Here is a 20,731-nt window from a genome sequence, read left to right on the forward strand (position 1 = left end):
CGCTTACGACTTCAGCATGCCGCGCAGCACGTACTGCAGGATGCCGCCGTTGCGGTAGTAATCGGCCTCGCCGGGCGTGTCGATGCGCACCACCGCGTCGAACTCGACTGCGTTGCCGTCCTCCTTGGTGGCCTTCACATGCACCGTCTTCGGCGTCTTGCCTTTGCCCTCCCCGTCGTTGAGCGCCTCGATGCCGGTGATGTCGAACGTCTCGGTGCCGTCCAACTTCAGCGACGCCGCCGACTCGCCTTCGGGGAACTGCAACGGAATGACACCCATGCCGATGAGGTTCGAACGGTGGATGCGCTCGAACGACTCGGCGATGACCGCGCGCACGCCCAGCAGGCTGGTTCCCTTGGCCGCCCAGTCGCGTGACGAACCCGACCCGTACTCCTTCCCGCCGAGGACCACCAGCGGGATGTCCTGCGCCGCATAGTTTTGTGCGGCGTCGTAGATGAACGCCTGCTCGCCGCCGTTGGTGAAGTCACGGGTGTAGCCGCCGGAGACGTCGTCGAGCAGCTGGTTGCGCAACCGGATGTTGGCGAACGTGCCGCGGATCATCACCTCGTGATTACCGCGCCGCGAACCGTACGAGTTGTAGTCCTTCTTGTCGACCCCGTGCTCGTCGAGGTACTGCGCGGCAGGCGTGCCGGGCTTGATGCTGCCGGCGGGGGAGATGTGGTCGGTGGTCACCGAATCGCCCAGCAGCGCAAGCACCCTGGCGCCCTTGATGTCGGTCACCGGCTCGGGCTCCGCGGGCATCCCGTCGAAGTACGGAGGCTTGCGCACGTACGTCGAATCGTCGGCCCACTCGAAGGTGTTGCCGCTCGGAGTGGGCAGATTGCGCCACCGGTCGTCGCCCTTGAACACGTCCGCGTAGTTCTTGGTGAACATCTCTGTGTTGATCGCCGAGGCGATCGTGTCGTTGATGTCCTTCTGCGACGGCCAGATGTCCTTCAGGAACACCTCGTTGCCATCAGTGTCCTTACCGAGCGGCTCGCTCTCGAAGTCGAAGTCCATCGTGCCCGCCAGCGCGTAGGCGATGACCAGCGGAGGCGACGCGAGGTAATTCATCTTCACGTCGGGATTGATGCGGCCCTCGAAGTTGCGATTACCCGACAGCACCGCGCTGACCGAGAGGTCGCAGTCGTTGATCGCCTTGCTGATCTCATCGGGCAGCGGGCCCGAGTTGCCGATGCACGTCGTGCAGCCGTAGCCGACCAGATAGAAGCCGAGCTTCTCCAGGTACGGCCATAGCCCTGCTTTGTCGTAGTAGTCGGTGACGACCTGCGAACCGGGCGCCATCGTGGTCTTCACCCACGGCTTGGAGGTAAGGCCCTTCTCGACCGCCTTCTTGGCCAACAGCGCCGCACCGAGCATCACCTCGGGGTTGGAGGTGTTGGTGCACGACGTGATCGCCGCGATCACCACCGCGCCGTGGTCGAGCACGAACTCGCCGCGGCCCTCGCATTTCACCTCGACCGGATTGGTCGGCCTGCCGTTGGCACCGACGGCGGCCGACGGCACGATGGCGTCGTCGTCGGCGAACGCCAGGCTGGACGCCGGGTCGCTGGCCGGGAACGTCTCCTCGACGGCCTCATCGAGCTTGGTGTGCTCGGTGGGCATGTTGTCTTCGACGTAGTTGTGAATGTCCTTGCGGAAGGCGGACTTTGCGTCGGAAAGCGCGATGCGGTCCTGCGGCCGCTTCGGCCCGGCGATCGATGCCACCACGTCGCCCAGGTCGAGCTCAATGTACTCGGAGTACTTCGGCTCCCGCTTCGGGTCGTGCCACATTCCTTGTTCCTTGGCATACGCCTCGACGAGTGCCAGCTGCTCCTCGTTGCGGCCCGTCATCTTCAGATAGTCGATGGTGACCTGGTCGATCGGGAAAATCGCTGCGGTAGAACCGAATTCGGGGCTCATGTTGCCGAGCGTGGCGCGGTTGGCCAGTGGCACCTCGGCCACACCCTCGCCGTAGAACTCGACGAACTTGCCGACTACGCCATGCTTGCGCAGCATCTCGGTGACGGTGAGCACGATGTCGGTGGCGGTCACGCCCGCGGGTCGTTCGCCGGTCAGCTTGAAGCCGACGACACGGGGGATGAGCATCGACACCGGTTGACCCAGCATGGCCGCCTCCGCCTCGATACCGCCGACGCCCCAGCCCAGCACGCCGAGACCGTTCTCCATCGTCGTGTGGCTGTCGGTGCCGACGCAGGTATCCGGATAGGCGACACCGTCACGGTTCATCACGACACTGGCCAGATACTCGATGTTGACCTGGTGCACGATGCCGGTGCCCGGCGGGACCACCTTGAAGTCATTGAACGCGCCCTGACCCCAGCGCAGGAACTGGTAGCGCTCGCCGTTGCGCTCGTATTCGATCTCCACGTTGCGCTCGAAGGCGTCCGCGCGGCCGAACAGGTCGGCGATCACCGAATGGTCGATGACCAGGTCGGCGGGCGCCAGCGGGTTGACCTTTTCCGGGTCGCCGCCCAAATCACCGACCGCCTCACGCATGGTGGCCAGGTCGACGATGCAGGGCACCCCGGTGAAGTCCTGCATGATCACTCGAGCAGGGGTGAACTGGATCTCGACGCTCGGCTCGGCGGACGGATCCCAGTTGGCGATCGCCTCGATGTGGTCCTTGGTGATGTTGGCGCCGTCCTCGGTGCGCAGCAGATTCTCGGCGAGCACCTTGAGGCTGTACGGCAATTTCTCGGTTCCGGGCACCGCGTCAAGGCGGTAGATCTGATAGCTCTTGTCCCCGACCTCCAACGTGTCGCGGGCACCAAAAGAGTTCAAGGACGAATTAACCGAATCTTTGCTGCTCACATCAACTCCCGGCTTGGATACCGCCGCGACGGGCTGTGTCGTCGGCGCTCACAACTTTAACAGTACGCTTGTCCTGCAATGCCCCCGAGGGGTCTTTCCAGTCTCGTCCTCACGGGTGCGTGCTGTCACCCGCATACCCACTCATCGCGTACCGTGCCCGTGTGACCGGACAGCAGGTGATTCCGTTTCCGCCGACGTACATCCCACCCCAGGTGTGCGCGACGGTGGGCAAGGACGCCTCGACTCCGCCCGACGCCTGTATGGATCTGGTGCTCGCCGACGTCCGAGACGACGGTGTGAGTGCATCGCCGAGTCAGAACAAGGCCGGCCTGGCCGACGTCGTCGCCGATGCCAAACACAAGGGCATCGATCTGAAGATCGTGGTACTCGACCAGAGTCCGCCGATCGACACCCCATTGCGGGACATCGCCACTGAGGTGGGCAAGGCGTATCCGGGTTCCACCGTGTTGGTGATCAGCCCTGGCTGGGCGGGCACCTACAGCCCGGTGTACGACCGGGTCACTCTGGAGGCCGGTCAGGACGTCGCGAAGACACCGGATGCCGTGCAGTCGTCGAAGAATTTCGTCAGCGAGTTGACGACATCGCATTTTCCCTGGACGCCATTCACGATTGTCGTCGTGTTGGCCGTGATTGCCGCGGTTGTCGGCACCCGCGTACTGCAAGTCAAAGCGAAGCGCGAGCAGGCGTAAACGCGCCCGACAGGCCGCACCTTCGGCCGCGTTGACCCCGGTTCGGCAAATGGAAATGTCACAGCGGCATAACGCTTAATTCAATTACAGACTTGTAATTTGTTACTAAAGTTTCCTTAGCGTCAGATGTGACGTAGCGTGCATTCGGTGGCAGATGTTGCAGTTGTGAATTTTGTGACTGCACACAGCTGCCCACGCAAAATGTGCCGACACGTTCGCGTGTGAGCCATAGGAGACACGAGCCGAATGAGACGCACCCCTCGGGTCCGCGCGGTCACGCTTGCCATCGGCATGCTGCTCGCGACCCCCGGCCTCGCCGTCGCGCAACCGGGTAGTCCCGACTCCGTCGGTGCGCTCGTGGCGGCGGTCGCCAACGCGAACCAGAAGCTGCAGGAACTCGGCGCCGCCATTCAGGCGCAGCAAGAAAGCGTCAACAAGGCGATCGTCGACGTGCAGGCGGCGAGGGACAACGCCGCCGCCGCTCAGCGGGAAGTGGATGCCAGCGCACAGCGCGTTGCGGACGCCAACACCGCGATCACGGCCGCGCAGCAGCGTTTCGACACCTTCGCTGCCGCAACGTATGTCAATGGGCCGTCGAACTCGTACCTGACCGCTGCGGATCCGGTCGACATGATCAACACCGCGGCCGCCGGGCAGACGTTGTCGGTCAGCGCGCAGCAGGTGATGACGAACCTGCAGCGGGCCCGCACCGAACAGGTGAACAAGGAATCGGCCGCGCGACTGGCCAAGCAGAACGCGGACAAGGCCGTGACCGATGCCGAGGCCAGTCAGCAGAACGCGGTGACGGCGTTGACCAACGCCCAGCAGACGTTCAAATCCCAGCAGGGCGACCTTGACCGGTTGACGGCCGAACGCGCGGCCGCGCAAGCCAAACTCGACGAAGCCAGAAACTGGTCGGCGCCTGCGACTGCAAAGCCGGCCGCCCAACCGGCCGCGGCGGCGGTCGGTGACGCGAACGCCAACTGGGATCGCGCGCCGGGTGCGCGTGCGGGGGCAGGCAATTGGGACTCGGTGTGGGATCCCACGCTGCCCGCGATTCCGAGTGCCTTCGTCAGCGGTGACCCGATCGCGATCATCAACACGATCCTCGGGTACATGTCGACGTCGGCGCAGGTGACCCAGCAGATGGGACGCAACTTCCTGCAGTCGATCGGTCTGCTGCCGACACCGAGTGGCTACACCAACGGCGCGATTCCGCGCGTGTACGGCAGGCAGGCCACCGAATACGTGATCAACCGCGGCCTTGCGGTGCGAGGCACGCCGTATTCGTGGGGTGGCGGCAACGCCGCGGGCGCCAGCCGCGGAATCGACTCCGGCGCCAACACAGTGGGTTTCGACTGTTCCGGATTGATGCTCTACATGTTCGCCGGAGTCGGCATCAAGCTCGACCACTACTCCGGTTCCCAGTACAACGCGGGCCGCAAAGTGCCGTCCTCGCAGATGCGCAGGGGCGACATGATCTTCTACGGCCCCAACGCCAGTCAGCACGTGGCGATGTACCTGGGCGATGGCCAGATGCTCGAGGCCCCGTACACGGGGTCCGTCGTCAAGGTCTCGCCGGTGCGCACCAGCGGTATGACGCCCTACGTGACCCGAATGATCGAATGGTGATTCTCCTGCGCCGCTTAACAATTGGACTACTGGTTTCCCTCGCGCTGCTTCTCGGCGTTGCCGTCCCCGCGCTGGCCGCGCCCGACGACGGGCAGTGGGATCCGACGCTTCCGAAGATCATCAGTTCGGGTGCGCCCGGCGATCCGGTTGCAGCGGCGAACGCGGCGTTCTCGGTGAGCCAGTTGGCCATTCAGACCACCCAGAATCTCGGCCAGCAGTTCCTGGCCAGCATCGGTCTTGGCGGAAGTCCTGCTGCCGCGGCCATGCCTGCCGGTGGAAGGGTGCGGGGCCCCCAGGCGATCGAGTACGTGATCCGCCGCGCCGGTTCGCAGATGGGTGTGCCGTACTCGTGGGGTGGCGGGTCGTTGACCGGGCCGAGCGCCGGGGTGGACCAGGACGCGGGCAAGATCGGCTATGACTGTTCGGGGTTGACCCGCTATGCCTTCGCCGGGGTCGGCGTGCAGATTCCCAAGTATTCGGGCGACCAGTACAACACCGGGCGCCCCATTCCGCCGTCGCAGGCCAAGCGCGGTGACCTGATTTTCTACGGGCCCGGCGGCAGCCAGCACGTCGCCATCTTCCTCGGCGGCGGCAAGATGCTCGAGGCGTCCAGTGCCGCAGGCCACGTCACGGTCAGCCCCGTGCGCACCGCCGGAATGTCGCCCCACCTGTCCCGCATGATCGATTCCTGAGCGCGTCCTGAGTTGAACCTGAGCACTTCTGATGAATGCTGTTCTGTGTGCCGACACTTCGCTAGGCAACGTCGACGGATTCCGGAGCGCCTGGAATAGTTGACGACGAGCGTGTGGCCAACTCCGGCCGGCGCCGCCGCGACCAGCGTCTTGATTGATGTGGAAGGACCGTTGATGACGTCACCGAGTGGGCCACCGCAGGGCGCTGGGGGCTTTTCCGGACAGGCTCCCACCCAGGCCTACAACCCCGGGACCCCCGGCACGCATGCCGCGCCGCCGAACAACGGAGGCCTCCAGCAGGAGGTGCACACCCTCGAACGCGCCATCTTCGAGGTCAAGCGGATCATCGTCGGACAGGACCAACTGGTCGAGCGGATGCTGGTCGGACTGCTCGCCAAGGGACACGTCCTTCTCGAAGGTGTGCCTGGCGTGGCCAAGACGCTGGCCGTCGAGACGTTCGCCAAGGTGGTCGGCGGCACCTTCGCCCGCATTCAGTTCACCCCGGACCTGGTGCCCACCGACATCATCGGTACCCGCATCTACCGGCAGGGCAAGGAGGAATTCGACATCGAGCTCGGCCCGGTGGTGGTCAACTTCCTGCTCGCCGACGAGATCAACCGCGCGCCCGCCAAGGTGCAGTCGGCGCTGCTCGAGGTGATGGCCGAGCGCAAGATCTCGATCGGCGGCAAGACCTTCCCGCTGCCTGCGCCGTTCCTGGTGATGGCCACGCAGAACCCGATCGAGCAGGAAGGCGTCTACGCGCTGCCGGAAGCCCAGCGGGACCGCTTCCTGTTCAAGCTCAACATCGACTACCCGTCTCCTGAGGAGGAGCGCGAGATCGTGTACCGGATGGGCGTCAAGCCGCCGGAACCCAAGCAGATCCTTGCCCCGGGCGATCTGCTGCGCCTTCAGGACGTGGCGGCCAACAACTTCGTGCATCACGCGCTGGTCGACTATGTGGTGCGCATCGTCACCGCCACACGCGCGCCGGAGAAATTCGGCATGCCCGACGCGAAGGCCTGGATTGCCTACGGGGCCTCACCGCGTGCATCGCTGGGCATCATCGCGGCGGCGCGCGCGTTGGCGCTGGTGCGTGGCCGTGACTATGTGATCCCGCAAGACGTCGTCGAGGTGATCCCCGACGTGCTGCGACACCGGTTGGTACTGACCTACGACGCGCTGGCCGACGAGATCTCGGCGGAGACCGTGATCAACCGGATCCTCCAGACGGTGGCGCTGCCGCAGGTGAATGCCATTCCGCAGCAAGGACATTCGGTGCCGCCGGTGATGCCGACCGCAGCGGCCACCGCCGGTAATCGGTGACTACCTCTAGACGAGGGGTCGATCTTCCGTCGTTGAAGCGCGGGGAGATCCGTGATCCCGCGCTGACGGCAGCACTGCGCAAGCTCGAGCTGACCGTTCGCCGCAAGCTCGACGGCGTGCTGCACGGCGACCACCTCGGCCTGCTTCCCGGCCCTGGCTCGGAACCCGGGGAGTCGCGGCTGTATCAGCCAGGCGACGACGTCCGGCGGATGGACTGGTCGGTCACCGCGCGCACCACCCATCCCCATGTGCGGCAGATGATTGCCGACCGCGAGCTCGAGACGTGGTTGGTGGTCGACATGTCGGCGAGCCTGGACTTCGGCACCACAGGCTGCGAGAAGCGCGATTTGGCGGTAGCGGCGGCGGCGGCGATCACTTTCCTCAACAGTGGCGGCGGCAACCGGATCGGCGCGATCATCGCCAACGGCGATTCGGTGCGTCGGGTCCCCGCGTTGTCGGGCCGCATGCACGAGCAGGAACTGCTGCGCACGATCGCCACCATGCCCAAGGCGCCGCCTGGGGTCCGCGGCGACCTTGCCGCGGCGATCGACGCGCTGCGCAGGCCTGAGCGCCGGCGCGGCATGGCGGTGATCATCAGCGACTTTCTCGGCCCGATCAACTGGATGCGCCCGCTGCGGGCGATCGCGGGCAGGCATGAGATGCTCGGCATCGAGGTTCTCGATCCGCGCGATGTCGAACTGCCGCCCGTCGGCGATGTCATCCTGCAGGACACCGAAACCGGTGTCACCCGGGAATTCACCATCGACGAGCAGCTGCGCGAGGACTTCGAGAAGGCGGCGGCAGCGCATCGCGCCGAGGTCGCCCGCACGCTGCGACGCTGTGACGCGCCGTTGCTGTCGCTGCGCACCGACAGAGACTGGATCGCCGACGTCGTCCGCTTCGTTGCCAACCGCCGCCGCGGAGCGCTCGCCGGTCTGGGTTAATCCAACGAAATGACAACTGGCGCATGACATTACCGTTGCTCGGCCCGATGACGCTTTCGGGTTTCGAACACGCCTGGTTTTTTCTGTTCCTGATCGCCGTCGCCGCAATCGTCGTGCTGTACGTCCTGGTGCAGCTGGCCAGGCACCGCCGGATGCTTCGCTTCGCGAACATGGAGTTGCTGGAAAGCGTTGCGCCGAAACGTCCTTCGCGCTGGCGTCATCTGCCTGCGATCTTGCTGGTGTTGTCACTGCTGATGTTCACCGTGGCGATGGCCGGCCCGACGCACGACGTCCGGATACCGCGCAACCGCGCGGTGGTGATGTTGGTCGTCGACGTGTCGCAGTCAATGCGAGCCACCGACGTGTCGCCGAACCGGCTCGCCGCGGCGCAGGAGGCGGCCAAGCAATTCGCCGATCAGCTGACTCCCGGCATCAACCTGGGCTTGATCGCCTACGCAGGCACGGCGACCGTGCTGGTCTCGCCGACCACCAATCGGGAGGCGTCGAAGGCCGCGATCGACAAACTTCAACTAGCGGACCGCACCGCAACCGGCGAGGGCATCTTCACTGCGCTGCAAGCGATCGCCACCGTGGGGGCGGTGATCGGCGGTGGCGATGAACCGCCGCCGGCCCGCATCGTGTTGATGTCGGACGGCAAGGAGACGGTGCCGTCGAACCCGGACAACCCCAAGGGCGCCTACACCGCCGCGCGCACGGCCAAGGACCAGGGCGTGCCGATCTCGACGGTGTCCTTCGGCACCCCGTACGGCTACGTCGAGATCAACGACCAGCGGCAGCCCGTGCCGGTCGACGACGAGATGCTCAAGAAGATCGCCGAATTGTCCGGTGGCGAGTCCTACACCGCGTCGAGCCTCGAACAGCTCAAGGAGGTCTTCACCAACCTGCAGGAGCAGATCGGCTACGAGACCCGCAAGGGTGACGCGAGCGCAGGCTGGCTGCGGCTGGGCGCGCTGGTGCTGGCGCTGGCGGCGCTGACAGCCATGCTGATCAACCGCCGACTACCCAACTGAGGCTCATGACACTTCCATTGCTCGGACCGATGACGCTGACGGGCTTCGACCACGTCTGGTACTTCCTGTTCCTGTTCGTCGTGGCGGGACTCGTCGTGCTGTATATCGGCGTCCAGCGGTCCCGGCGCAAGCGACTGCAACGGTTCGCCAACACCGAATTGCTGGAAAGTGTTGCGCCCAAACGGCCTTCGCGCTGGCGGCATCTGGCGACGATCCTGCTGATGGTGTCGCTGGTGTCGTTCACGATCGCGATGGCGGGTCCGACGCACGACGTGCGGATCCCGCGCAACCGCGCTGTGGTGATGTTGGTCATCGACGTGTCCCAGTCGATGCGGGCCACCGACATCTCGCCAAGCCGGATGGCTGCCGCCCAGGAAGCGGCCAAGCAATTCGTCGATCAGATGACGCCGGGGATCAACCTTGGGCTGATTTCTTATGCGGGCACGGCCACTGTGCTGGTCTCACCGACCACCAATCGTGATGCATCGAAGAACGCGATCGACAAGCTGCAGGTCGCCGACCGGACCGCGACCGGCGAGGCGATCTTCACCGCGCTGCAGGCCATCAACACCGTCGGCGCGGTGATCGGAGGTGGCGACACACCGCCGCCGGCCCGCATCGTGTTGATGTCGGACGGCAAGGAGACGGTGCCGTCGAACCCGGACAACCCGAAGGGTGCCTACACCGCCGCGCGCGCCGCGAAGGACCAGGGGGTGGGAATCTCGACGGTGTCCTTCGGCACCCCGTACGGCTATGTCGAGATGAACGATCAGCGCACGCCCGTGCCGGTGGACGACGCGATGCTCAAGAAGGTCGCTCAGCTGTCGAATGGCCAGTCCTACACCGCGGACAGCCTGGAACAGCTCAAGGAGGTCTTCACCAACCTGCAGGAGCAGATCGGCTACGAGACGCGCAAGGGTGACGCGAGTGCGGGCTGGCTGCGGCTGGGTGCGTTCGTGTTGGCGCTGGCCGCGATCGCGGCGTTGGTGATCAACCGGCGGCTGCCGAACTAACTAAGGCGATTTCTTAAGTTTGCGTCCAAGGCACTAAGTTGGCCTGCATGACTGCGGACGCGAGGAGCAGAAACAACAATGGCTGATTTTGTGCCCCGTTCCGTTCTGGTCACCGGTGGAAACCGGGGCATCGGACTGGCCATCGCCCAGCGCTTGGCCGCCGACGGTCACAAGGTCGCGGTCACGCACCGCGGGTCCGGCGCGCCCGACGGGCTGTTCGGCGTCGTGTGCGACGTCACCGACAGCGAGGCTGTCGACCGCGCGTTCAGGGAGGTCGAGGAGCACCAGGGCCCGGTTGAGGTGCTCGTCTCGAATGCAGGGATTTCCAAGGACGCGTTCCTCATTCGGATGACCGAGGAGCGCTTCACCGAGGTCATCAACGCCAACCTCACCGGCGCGTTCCGGGTGGCGCAACGGGCGTCGCGCAGCATGCAGCGCAAGCGGTTCGGCCGAATCATCTTCATCGGATCGGTGTCCGGTATGTGGGGTATCGGCAACCAGGCCAACTACGCGGCCGCCAAGGCCGGCCTGATCGGCATGGCCCGCTCGATCTCGAGGGAGCTTTCCAAGGCCGGCGTCACTGCCAACGTGGTTGCGCCGGGTTACATCGACACCGAGATGACCCGTGCGCTCGACGAGCGGATCCAGGAGGGCGCCCTGGACTTCATCCCTGCCAAGCGGGTCGGCACCGCCGAGGACGTCGCGGGTGCCGTCAGCTTCCTGGCGTCAGAGGATGCCAGCTACATCGCAGGCGCCGTGATCCCGGTCGACGGCGGCATGGGCATGGGCCACTAGAAAGGAAAACCAGGACATGGCAGGACTTCTTGAAGGCAAGCGCATCCTCGTCACGGGGATCATCACCGACTCGTCGATCGCGTTCCACATCGCGAAGGTGGCGCAGGAGGCCGGCGCAGAACTGGTGCTCACCGGATTCGACCGGATGAAGCTCATCCAGCGCATCGCCGACCGACTGCCGCACAAGGCGCCGCTGCTGGAGCTCGACGTGCAGAACGATGAGCACCTCAATACGCTCGCCGACCGCGTGACCGAGGTGATCGGGGACGGCAACAGGCTCGACGGCGTGGTGCACTCCATCGGCTACATGCCGCAGACCGGAATGGGCATCAACCCGTTCTTCGACGCGCCGTATGAGGATGTCGCCAAGGGCATCCACATCTCTGCGTACTCCTACGCCTCACTGGCCAAGGCGCTGCTGCCGATCATGAATCCAGGCGGCGGCATCGTCGGCATGGACTTCGACCCGACGCGCGCGATGCCTGCCTACAACTGGATGACCGTGGCCAAGAGTGCCCTGGAGTCGGTGAACCGGTTCGTGGCACGTGAGGCCGGTAAGTATGGCGTACGGTCGAATCTCGTTGCGGCAGGACCGATTCGCACCCTGGCAATGAGCGCTATCGTCGGCGGGGCACTCGGCGAGGAGGCCGGCGCCCAGATGCAACTGCTCGAAGAGGGCTGGGATCAGCGCGCGCCGATCGGCTGGAACATGAAGGACCCGACGCCGGTGGCCAAGACGGTGTGCGCGCTGCTCTCGGACTGGCTGCCCGCCACCACGGGGACCATCATCTACGCCGACGGCGGCGCCAGCACGCAGTTGCTCTGATGCACGCCGATGAGCCGCTTGCGCGAAGAGCAACGGACTTTGACGCGCTTCTGCTCCTGTCCTTCGGCGGACCCGAGGCGCCCGAACATGTGATGCCGTTCCTGGAGAACGTCACCCGCGGCCGAGGCATCCCTCGTGAACGGCTGGCGTCGGTTGCCGAGCACTACCTGCATTTCGGCGGTGTCTCCCCGATCAACGGCATCAATCGCGAGCTGATCACCGCGATAGAAGCCGAGATCGACCTGCCGGTGTACTTCGGCAACCGGAACTGGGAGCCGTACGTCGAGGACACGGTTGCGATTATGCGGGACAACGGCATTCGCCACGCCGCTGTCTTCGCCACCTCCGCATGGGGCGGCTACTCCAGCTGCACCCAGTATGTCGAGGACATCGCACGCGCCAGGGCCGCGGCAGGCGAGGGGGCGCCTGGCCTGGTGAAGCTGCGACAGTACTTCGACCACCCGTTGTTCGTGGAGATGTTCGCCGAAGGCATCAGGACGGCAGCCAGCACGGTGCCCGACAATGCCCGACTGGTGTTCACCGCGCATTCCATTCCACTTGCTGCCCGAAACCGTTGTGGCGCGGACCTATACAGCCGCCAAGTGGGCCATGCATCCCGTCTGGTGGCCGCCGCTGCCGGCTACGACGACTACGACCAGGTGTGGCAGTCGCGGTCAGGCCCGCCGCAGGTGCCGTGGCTGGAACCCGATATCGGCGATCACCTAGCGGAATTGGCCGAGGCCGGCACCACGGCGGTGATCGTCTGCCCCATCGGCTTCGTGTCCGATCACATCGAGGTGGTGTGGGATCTGGACCACGAATTGGCGCAGCAAGCATCGGAACTCGGTATCGCGTTCGCGAGGGCGGCGACGCCGAACGCCGATCCTCGGTTCGCCCGACTTGTCGCCGAGTTGATCGAAGAGGTCCGTGCGGGTAGTGAACCTGCGCGGGTGTTCGGCCCTGACGCGCCGCCGCTACAAGGTTTTTCGGTCGACGGCGTCGTGTGCACGCCGCACTGCGGATAACAATTTGCGAGCTGGGTCGGCCCGCGCAGCAATTCAGCGAGAGTCACTCGCGGTCGACCATCCATTGCCCCGACAGCCACCCGGGCGCATTGCTGCTTTTGTGCGTCGGCAAAGAATGCGCTCCGTTTCGCTGTTTTTGATCGGCAATCGGTGATTGCGAAATATTCGGGTCGGCGTCGGTCGCCCCATCTGCGCGAACACTGTGCGTCAAATTTAGCGAATTATTTCGCGCGTCAATTACTTGATTGTGCAATTACCGGGGGCGCCCAAGCACGGGATTGCGGTCGATATTGCCGCTTTACAGCAGATGTTCAGCTACTTTCTGGCATATCGTCAGCTAACTAACGGCCGGGGGATCATCATGCAACTCAGTCTCAAACCCTACGTCACCAATGGCATCGTCATCGCTGGTGCTGCCGCTCTCGTGGCTGCTCCCGTCGTCATTTCGCCGCCCGATATCAGCCGGCCGGTTGCGGTCGCTGAGCGAACAATAGCCGTCGAGCAGAAGGCGTTGATCAACGATCTGCTGGATGGCTTCGCGGCCACCTTGGATGCGACCGGCGAGACCATCAGCAACGCATTGTTCTTTGTCGGTGTCGAGCCGAATTTCGACGCGCGCTGGGTGCGGGCGCTGATTGACAACCCGGGATTGGCAGCGAGTATCGCAAGTGCGGTTGTCACGTTGGAATTGCTCGATCTTTTCGACATCCCGTCTCCGTTGATCAATACGATTACCGGTCTGCTCCCGCCGGAGTTGGGTCAACCCATCGCCGACGCCTACGCCGCGATCTTCCAATTCATTGATCCGGGCCGATTGGGCGGCCTGCTACCCGATCCGACGGCCGGGATCAACGCCATCAATGCGGCAGTGCTCTCACCGCTCGTCGACAACCTCACGAACGGCTTCCTGACCGCGGTTGACAGTGTCGGCGTGTCAATTTGGGGCGGGTTGATGTTCGCCGGCCAAGCGCCGAACACGCTGTTGAGCGTCGCGCAGTCCGCCATCAACACGCCTGCCGACATTCCCGGGCTCGCCAGTTATCTGGCGTACAGCTTGATAAATCCGTTCTCGAACCCCGTGGCCATCGACTCGATCTATTCGCTCGCGATCGAACCCCTCATCGACGGGGTGATCAAGACCGCCGTGCCTCCGATCGGCGGTGTCGTCGCTGCCGTCAAGAACGGGCTTGATGGTGCGTTGACCGCGGTGTTGAATGCGCTGCCTGCACCTGTTTTCCCGTCGCCGTTCGTCTCGCCGTTGGCCGCGCAGGCGAAGGAGGTATCCAGTATCGAAGTCGTGGACCAAACGGATAACGCTCGGGTGGTCAACCTTCAGATCGCCGACGCAAAGGTGGCGGACTCCGACGTCGGCAAGGATTCAGGTGACGAGGGCGCCAGGCCAGACAACGACGCGAATCCTGTTTCGGCGCAGAAGAATACAGTCGAAGCAGACGACCAGGGCACGACGACGGTCAAGGCGCCCGCGAAACGGGAAAACAGCCACGTGCGACTCAACGTCAAGAAGGTCAACCCACTGGTCAGCCGACTCGACGACACGAAAGCCACCGCAGATCCGTCGGGCACCAAGGATTCCCAGCCGCCCGACGTCGGCACGCACGTGAATGCGGACGCCGCTGACTCGAACCCCGCTGGCGCGGCGGACCCCGATGCGGGTGGCGCGAACGACGGCGAGCATGCCGACGCCGACCAGGGCGCCGCGTAGCGCTATTGCCAGGCGGAGTAAAGGATCGCGCTGACCGCCGCCATCCGCGCGGACCGCACCACTGATGACAGCGGGCGCAACGCGTCGCTGGCGATCTGGACCTCCGACGACGTCTGCAGCCCGATCGGGATCAGCCCTGAACTGACCGTGACGATCGCGTCGATGTAGGCGGCGTTCTCGAGCACGCGCACCGCGCGTGACGGCGCGTGGTCGGGCACCCGGTGGCCTCGGCTGCTTTCCAGCACCTGCTCGACGAGGCCACGGGGGTCGGCCACATCGGAACCCGCGGCGCGGATCGCCCCGAGCGCGTCGGCCGCCGACCGCACGGCGTTGCGCAGTGTGAGTTCTGCGTCACCGAGGTCGTGGTATTCGTCGGGGACTCCGGCCGACACGGAGTACACGGTCCACGACAATGATGTGGGTTCAGGCTCGTAATCGGACTCGTCGTGCAGTTCGTCGTATTCGAATTCCGGGACAAGACCCACTGCGGTCGACGTGTCGCGGCCGATGATCACGGCCTCACCGGCTGTCACCGCGTCGCGCTGGAATTGGGTGCCCGCCGGCAACCCGCGCACGTCGCCGGGCACCGGCAACACCACGCCGATGGCCGGTGCCGACAAGCCCTTTCCCGCGGTCGTGCGCACCGTCTGCAGCAGCGACACCGCGCCCGCGTCGTTCAGGTCGGGCCATGGCAAACCGGTGCGGCCGGCCGCAACGGCGTCGTAGGCGGTCACCGAATGCTTTGGTGCCCATTGCGATAACGCATCGAGCACATCGTCGGGCGCGGCCGCGCCCGCAAGCCAGGCGTTGGCCCAGACGGACAGGGAAACACTGGGGCACCACATGATCCTCGCAGTGTAGTTGTTAGCCGCTCATTGAGTCGGCTACGCGATAGGCTGACGGCATGCCCGTCGCGCTGATCTGGCTAATCGCCGCAGTGGGTCTGGCGGGGGCCGAAGCGCTCACCGGCGACCTGTTTCTGCTCATGCTCGGCGGCGGTGCGCTGGCCGCAGCCGGTTCCAGCCTGGTCTTCGATGATCTATGGGTGCACGGCGCGGTGTTCCTCGTCGTCTCGGTGCTTCTGCTCGTCCTGGTGCGCCCCGCGTTGAGGCGGCATTTCATGTCGGGCAAGGGTCTGCCCGAGCCGGTGAAGGCGCTCGAAGGCAAGAGCGCGCTGGTGCTGGACCGGGTGGCGCGCCATGAGGGCCAGGTGAAACTCGACGGCGAAATCTGGACGGCGCGCCCGTACAACCACGACGATGTCTACGAACCGGGTGACCACGTCACCGTCGTGCACATAGATGGCGCCACCGCGGTCGTCCAAAAGCTCGTCTAGAGAACACTGGACACACTAGGGAAGGAACCCGCATGGAAGGTGCCGTCGCCGGCCTCATTCTGGTCGGGGTGTTGGTGGTTTTCGCCGCCATCATCGTTGCCAAGTCGATCGCGCTGATCCCGCAGGCCGAGGCCGCCGTCATTGAACGGCTGGGCCGCTACAGCAAGACGGTGTCGGGCCAGCTGACGCTGCTGTTGCCATTCATCGACAAGATTCGCGCCCGAGTGGACTTGCGCGAGCGGGTGGTGTCGTTCCCGCCGCAGCCGGTGATCACCGAGGACAACCTGACGGTGAACATCGATACGGTGGTGTACTTCCAGGTCACCAATCCGCAGGCAGCGGTGTATCAGATCAGCAACTACATCGTCGGCGTCGAACAGTTGACCACGACCACCTTGCGCAACGTGGTGGGCGGCATGACCCTGGAGCAGACGCTGACCTCCCGCGACCAGATCAACGCCCAACTACGCGGTGTGCTCGACGAGGCCACCGGTCGGTGGGGGCTGCGCGTCGCACGAGTGGAGCTGCGCAGCATCGACCCGCCGCCGTCGATCCAGGACTCGATGGAAAAGCAGATGCGCGCCGACCGCGAGAAGCGCGCGATGATCCTGACCGCGGAGGGCACCCGGGAGGCCTCGATCAAGCAGGCCGAGGGCCAGAAGCAGTCGCAGATCCTGGCGGCGGAGGGGGCCAAGCAGGCGGCGATCCTGGCTGCTGAAGCCGACCGCCAGTCGCGGATCCTGCGGGCACAGGGTGAACGCGCCGCCCAGTACCTGCAGGCCCAAGGTCAGGCGAAGGCCATCGAGAAGACGTTCGCCGCCATCAAGGCCGGCAGGCCCACCCCGGAGATGCTGGCCTATCAGTACTTGCAGACGCTGCCGCAGATGGCCAAGGGCGAGGCCAACAAGGTGTGGCTGGTGCCCAGCGACTTCGGTTCGGCACTACAGGGATTCACCAAGTTGCTCGGCGCGCCCGGCGAGGACGGCGTGTTCCGCTACACCCCGTCTGAAGTCGATGACGACCTGCCCAAGCCGGAGGACGACTCCGACGAGGTCGCCGACTGGTTCTCGACGCAGACCGATCCGGCGATCGCCCAGGCCGTCGCGAAGGCGGAGGCCGAGGCGCGCACGCCGGTCGCCGGCCCGGGCTACGCGGCGCCGCCGTCGTTGACCCCGCCACCGACGGGAGCCACCGCGCCGATCACCCGTGATGGGGGAGCGCACTCGCTGTAGCTATGCGCTGATGATCAGCGACAGTCCCCTGTAATCGCGGATCGGCTTGCGCCGCTTGCTGTTGCGATCAGACGGCGTACCGCAGCCTCGACCCCACGAGTAAGCGTGTCGACGTCAGGCACCGCCTCGAAGTCGGTCAGGATGCCGCGATACACGTCGTCGGCATAACTGAGCACCGACACGCCTGTGCGCGAACCCGTCGCGAGCCCGGGAGTTGGGATCACCGACACCACTCGTCGACCCATGACTTGCAGCGGATCGCACCGCCCCGGCACGCCGGCGGTGACGGGGGCGACGCCGGGACGCGGCAACCGCGCCAGAAATCGCAGAGCCCACGACGTGACGGGAAAGGGCACCCGGTCGACCGCTGATCCGATGGTGCCGCTTTTCGGTTCAGCGTTGGCCAGGCGGGAGTGCAAACACGGAGTTGCTGAACCGGGTTTGCCTCCTCGACAGGAAGAAGGGGCAGCATCGCCTGCGACGGTTGCAGACCGCGGCCGATCAGGTATTTGCGGTAGCTGTCGGTGAGCGCCGCCAGCGCGACATCGGTGACGCTGACAGAGAACACGTCGCACACCTGCCGGATGTCCTTCAACGACGCACTGGCTGCGCCGTACCGGCGCAGGTTGCTCACCGGGACCGCACAGCGGTGTCGGCGCAGAGGGCCGGAGAAGGTCCGCCGAGACACGGGCGAGTCCACGCAGCCACGTGACCGGGTTCAGATCCGACAGCGATGGGCCTGCAGCGGATTCCGCTTCTGTATTGCATTGCAGCACAGAGCTATTGCGCAATCCGCCGTCAGCAAGGCCCGCGACCATGTGGGCAATGGCAAGCCCGTCCGCGATGCAGTGGTGCTCCTTGAGCAGCATCGCCCATCGATCGTTGCTCAGGCCCTCGACGACCCAGAGTTCCCACAGCGGGGGAGCACGGTTACGGCCTTTTGGCCTCTATTTGCGATCGCTAACAGGTGGTCGCAGGCGCGTTGTCTCGAGCCGACTCGGGTTGGCGGGCGCGGTGCTGGCGCCGGTGGGTGCGGATCTCGTAGATCAGCCCGGCGATACCGACGCTCGCAGTACACAACGACACCACGAACAGCAGCGGGCTGACATTGCCGGTGAGTGCGTCGCCGAGGATGACCACAGCGGCGGTGCCCGGCAGCAACCCGACCAGCGTGGCCAGCGTGTACGGCAGCACCCGCACCGCCGACGCGCCGCACGCATAGTTGACGACCGAGAACGGCATCGCGGGGATCATCCGCATCGAGATCACGGTGGGCCAGCCTCGCTCGCGTAGCCGGGCGTCGACGGATTCCACCCGGTCGTGCTGGACCAGGCGGCTCAGTTGCCAGCCCGCGGCGCGCACCAGCAGCAGCGCGATGACGGCGCTGACGGTGCTGGCCAGCACCGCCAGGGGGACGCCGAGGTAGGGGCCGAATAGCAGGCCGGCGGTCAGCGTGAAGACGGTGCGCGGAAACGGGAAAACCGTCACCAGGATGTGGGCGGCGAGGAAGGCCAGCGGGAACCACGGACCGGCCGACGTCGCCCAATCACGCACTTGAAGGGCCGTCGGCAGCGGAACGAGTACCGCAATTGCGATCAGAATCACAATTGCTGTGAGGATCGCGATGAAGCGGCGGGGCGAAACCGAGGACGCCGTCGACAGCACAGCGGCACGCAGCGCACGCAGGGTGCTGACGACGGGTTTCACGCCTACCAAGACTACGGGCAGCGGGAAGCGGCCACGCTCTCAGCGGCGCTGTGAGTCGACCCACCAGCGAGCGGCGCTGTGATGGCGATCATTTAGCCTGATGGCTGTGCAGAAACCCGGCGTTACGGATTCCGATATCGCGAGGTGGCGCACGGCGGTAGCCGGCGTCCTGGCCAAGAGCACCAGGCGCGACCCGGCGGATTTGCTCGCCGAGCCCGAGCGGCTGCTGGACTCGCCGACCTACGAAGGGTTTCCGGTCCGCCCGCTGTACACCTCGTTCGATGCGCTGCCAGAAGCCGCGCTGCCGGGGCAGTGGCCGTTCGTCAGGGGCGGCGACGCGCTACGCGACGTCAAGGCCGGATGGCGGGTGGCCGAGGCGTTTCCCGCGAACGGGTCGACCGCCGCAGACGCGAACGGTGCCGTGCTGCTGGCTCTGACCGAGGGCGTCAGCGCGCTGGTGCTGCGCGTCGCGGGCGCGGCGACAGACCTGGATCGGCTGCTCGACGGCGTCTTCCTCGACCTTGTACCGGTGGTGCTCGATGCCGGTGCCGACTACCAGGCCGCGGTGGACGCGGTGCTCGCGCTGTTGACCGATCTGGACGCCGATCAGCGGTCGCGGTTGTCGGTGGATCTGGGCGGCGACCCGTTGACGGCGCCGTTGAGTGCGCAGCCGGCGCCCGGCGTCGCCGACGTCGTCGCAGCGGCGGCCAAGGTGGCCGGATACCGCGGCGGTGTGCGGGCGATCACCGTCGACGGTCCCGCCTTCCACAATCTCGGTGCCAGCGCATCGTGGGAACTGGCGGCGAGCATCGGTGCCGCGGTCAGTTATCTGCGCCTGCTCGGTGACGGTGGTCTGACAACTCGAGATGCGCTGCGGCAGATCAGCTTCCGCTTCGCTGCCGACGACGACCAGTTCATGACGATCGCCAAGCTGCGTGCAGCCCGGCAACTGTGGGCGCGGGTGGCCGAGGTGGTCGGGGAGCCCGAGGCAGGCGCAGCCCGCCTGCATGCGGTCACGTCACTGCCGATGATGACGCAACGGGATCCGTGGGTGAACATGCTGCGCGCCACGGTGGCGGCGTTCTCCGCCGGTACAGGGGGCGCGGACACCGTGCTGGTCCATCCCTTCGACGTCGCGATTCCCGGCGGCTTCCCCGGCACGGCGCCGAGTTTCGCGCGACGCATCGCCCGCAACACCCAACTGCTCCTGCTCGAAGAGTCGCACATCGGTCGGGTGCTCGACCCGGCAGGCGGGTCGTGGTTCGTCGAGGACCTCACCAAGAGCCTGGCCGAGCAGGCGTGGAAACACTTCCAGGACATCGAATCTCGAGGCGGCTTCGACGCGGCCCGTGACTACGTGGTCAACGAGATCAACCAGGTGGCCCACCGCCGCGCCGACGACATCGCACACCGGCGTACCGCGATCACCGGCGTCAACGAATATCCGAATCTCGCGGAACCGCCGCTTCCACAAGGTGATGGTCTCGAGGCGGTGGTGCGTTACGCCGCGGGGTTCGAGGCACTTCGGAACCGGTCGGACGCGTATCTGGAGAAGACCGGATCGCGGCCGACGGTGTTGCTGCTGCCACTGGGCCCACTGGCCGAACACAACGTCCGCACGACTTTCGCCACCAATCTGCTGGCGTCCGGCGGGATCGAGGCGGTGTTGCAGGACACGAGCGCCGAGTCTTTCCCGATCGCGGTGATTTGCGGCACCGATGCCCGCTACGCCACCGAGGCCTCGGCCGCCGTCGACACGGCCCGCAACGCAGGAGTGTCACACGTACTGCTGGCGGGCCCGGAAAAGGCTGTGGCCGAAGCAGATTCGAAACCAGACGGCTACCTGACCGCCAAGATGGACGCGGTCACGACGCTCTCCGACCTGCTCACCCGATTGGGGGCATGAG

The 20,731-nt window shown here is 65.5% G+C and carries 18 protein-coding genes and 1 pseudogene; 14 read left to right on the top strand and 5 right to left on the bottom strand.

What is annotated here, in order from left to right; translation table 11 throughout:
* Window positions 1–3 precede the first annotated feature (3 nt).
* Complete coding sequence (gene acnA / locus ACGFK1_RS23930) at window positions 4–2,835, bottom strand: aconitate hydratase AcnA (protein ID WP_393435150.1); 2,832 nt, start codon at window positions 2,833–2,835, stop codon at window positions 4–6.
* A gap of 161 nt (window positions 2,836–2,996) precedes the next feature.
* On the opposite strand from acnA, the gene ACGFK1_RS23935 reads away from it, so the two are divergent.
* The 11 genes from ACGFK1_RS23935 (at window position 2,997) to ACGFK1_RS23985 (ending at window position 14,549) form a co-directional block, all read left to right on the top strand.
* Entirely contained in the window at window positions 2,997–3,545 is a 549-nt protein-coding gene (locus tag ACGFK1_RS23935) for a DUF6676 family protein (RefSeq protein WP_393435153.1), read from the top strand.
* Window positions 3,546–3,791: 246 nt separating this feature from the next.
* Window positions 3,792–5,177: an NlpC/P60 family peptidoglycan endopeptidase RipA gene (gene ripA, locus ACGFK1_RS23940; RefSeq protein WP_393435156.1), complete on the top strand. Its 1,386-nt coding sequence runs from the start codon at window positions 3,792–3,794 to the stop codon at window positions 5,175–5,177.
* On the top strand, window positions 5,171–5,869 hold the full coding sequence (gene ripB / locus ACGFK1_RS23945) for an NlpC/P60 family peptidoglycan endopeptidase RipB (RefSeq protein ID WP_393435159.1): 699 nt from the start codon (window positions 5,171–5,173) through the stop codon (window positions 5,867–5,869). The genes ripA and ripB overlap by 7 nt, the downstream gene beginning before the upstream one ends.
* A gap of 174 nt (window positions 5,870–6,043) precedes the next feature.
* On the top strand, window positions 6,044–7,192 hold the full coding sequence (locus tag ACGFK1_RS23950) for an AAA family ATPase (protein ID WP_393435162.1): 1,149 nt from the start codon (window positions 6,044–6,046) through the stop codon (window positions 7,190–7,192).
* Window positions 7,189–8,136, top strand: a complete 948-nt coding sequence (locus ACGFK1_RS23955) for a DUF58 domain-containing protein (RefSeq protein WP_393435165.1) — start codon at window positions 7,189–7,191, stop codon at window positions 8,134–8,136. The genes ACGFK1_RS23950 and ACGFK1_RS23955 overlap by 4 nt, the downstream gene beginning before the upstream one ends.
* Before the next feature lie 23 nt (window positions 8,137–8,159).
* Window positions 8,160–9,167: a VWA domain-containing protein gene (locus ACGFK1_RS23960; RefSeq protein WP_393435168.1), complete on the top strand. Its 1,008-nt coding sequence runs from the start codon at window positions 8,160–8,162 to the stop codon at window positions 9,165–9,167.
* Window positions 9,168–9,172: 5 nt separating this feature from the next.
* A complete protein-coding gene (locus tag ACGFK1_RS23965) occupies window positions 9,173–10,180 on the top strand; it encodes a VWA domain-containing protein (RefSeq protein WP_393435171.1) in 1,008 nt (335 codons plus the stop codon).
* A 78-nt stretch (window positions 10,181–10,258) separates the two neighbouring features.
* A complete protein-coding gene (fabG1, locus tag ACGFK1_RS23970) occupies window positions 10,259–10,975 on the top strand; it encodes a 3-oxoacyl-ACP reductase FabG1 (RefSeq protein ID WP_393435173.1) in 717 nt (238 codons plus the stop codon).
* A gap of 16 nt (window positions 10,976–10,991) precedes the next feature.
* A complete protein-coding gene (gene inhA, locus ACGFK1_RS23975; protein WP_393435176.1) occupies window positions 10,992–11,801 on the top strand; it encodes an NADH-dependent enoyl-ACP reductase InhA in 810 nt (269 codons plus the stop codon).
* Window positions 11,801–12,826 (top strand): ferrochelatase, encoded by a 1,026-nt coding sequence (locus tag ACGFK1_RS23980; RefSeq protein ID WP_393435178.1) that lies wholly within the window; start codon window positions 11,801–11,803, stop codon window positions 12,824–12,826. The genes inhA and ACGFK1_RS23980 overlap by 1 nt, the downstream gene beginning before the upstream one ends.
* 361 nt (window positions 12,827–13,187) lie before the next feature.
* Entirely contained in the window at window positions 13,188–14,549 is a 1,362-nt protein-coding gene (locus tag ACGFK1_RS23985) for a hypothetical protein (RefSeq protein ID WP_393435180.1), read from the top strand.
* 2 nt (window positions 14,550–14,551) lie between these two features.
* Here the strand turns inward: ACGFK1_RS23985 and ACGFK1_RS23990 are convergent, their stop codons facing one another.
* Window positions 14,552–15,394, bottom strand: a complete 843-nt coding sequence (locus ACGFK1_RS23990) for a hypothetical protein (RefSeq protein ID WP_393435183.1) — start codon at window positions 15,392–15,394, stop codon at window positions 14,552–14,554.
* Window positions 15,395–15,453: 59 nt separating this feature from the next.
* Between ACGFK1_RS23990 and ACGFK1_RS23995 the strand changes: the two genes are divergently transcribed.
* Complete coding sequence (locus ACGFK1_RS23995; RefSeq protein ID WP_393435186.1) at window positions 15,454–15,885, top strand: NfeD family protein; 432 nt, start codon at window positions 15,454–15,456, stop codon at window positions 15,883–15,885.
* 32 nt (window positions 15,886–15,917) lie between these two features.
* A complete protein-coding gene (locus tag ACGFK1_RS24000; RefSeq protein ID WP_393435189.1) occupies window positions 15,918–17,117 on the top strand; it encodes an SPFH domain-containing protein in 1,200 nt (399 codons plus the stop codon).
* A gap of 14 nt (window positions 17,118–17,131) precedes the next feature.
* Here ACGFK1_RS24000 and ACGFK1_RS24005 read toward each other — a convergent pair whose 3' ends face one another.
* The 3 genes and pseudogenes from ACGFK1_RS24005 to ACGFK1_RS24015 all read right to left on the bottom strand — a co-directional run bounded on the left by ACGFK1_RS24005 (window position 17,132) and on the right by ACGFK1_RS24015 (window position 18,824).
* The gene (locus tag ACGFK1_RS24005; protein WP_393435192.1) at window positions 17,132–17,536 is read right to left on the bottom strand and encodes a WS/DGAT domain-containing protein; all 405 of its coding nucleotides are present in this window, start codon (window positions 17,534–17,536) and stop codon (window positions 17,132–17,134) included.
* 342 nt (window positions 17,537–17,878) lie between these two features.
* Window positions 17,879–18,034 (bottom strand): annotated as a pseudogene (locus ACGFK1_RS24010) (wax ester/triacylglycerol synthase domain-containing protein); the annotation flags it as partial.
* Window positions 18,035–18,077: 43 nt separating this feature from the next.
* Window positions 18,078–18,824 (bottom strand): TVP38/TMEM64 family protein, encoded by a 747-nt coding sequence (locus ACGFK1_RS24015; RefSeq protein WP_393435195.1) that lies wholly within the window; start codon window positions 18,822–18,824, stop codon window positions 18,078–18,080.
* Window positions 18,825–18,924: 100 nt separating this feature from the next.
* On the opposite strand from ACGFK1_RS24015, the gene mutA reads away from it, so the two are divergent.
* The gene (mutA, locus tag ACGFK1_RS24020) at window positions 18,925–20,730 is read left to right on the top strand and encodes a methylmalonyl-CoA mutase small subunit (RefSeq protein ID WP_393435198.1); all 1,806 of its coding nucleotides are present in this window, start codon (window positions 18,925–18,927) and stop codon (window positions 20,728–20,730) included.
* Window position 20,731: the final 1 nt, after the last annotated feature.

The organism is Mycobacterium sp. NPDC048908, from assembly GCF_043197955.1.
Lineage (GTDB): Bacteria > Actinomycetota > Actinomycetes > Mycobacteriales > Mycobacteriaceae > Mycobacterium.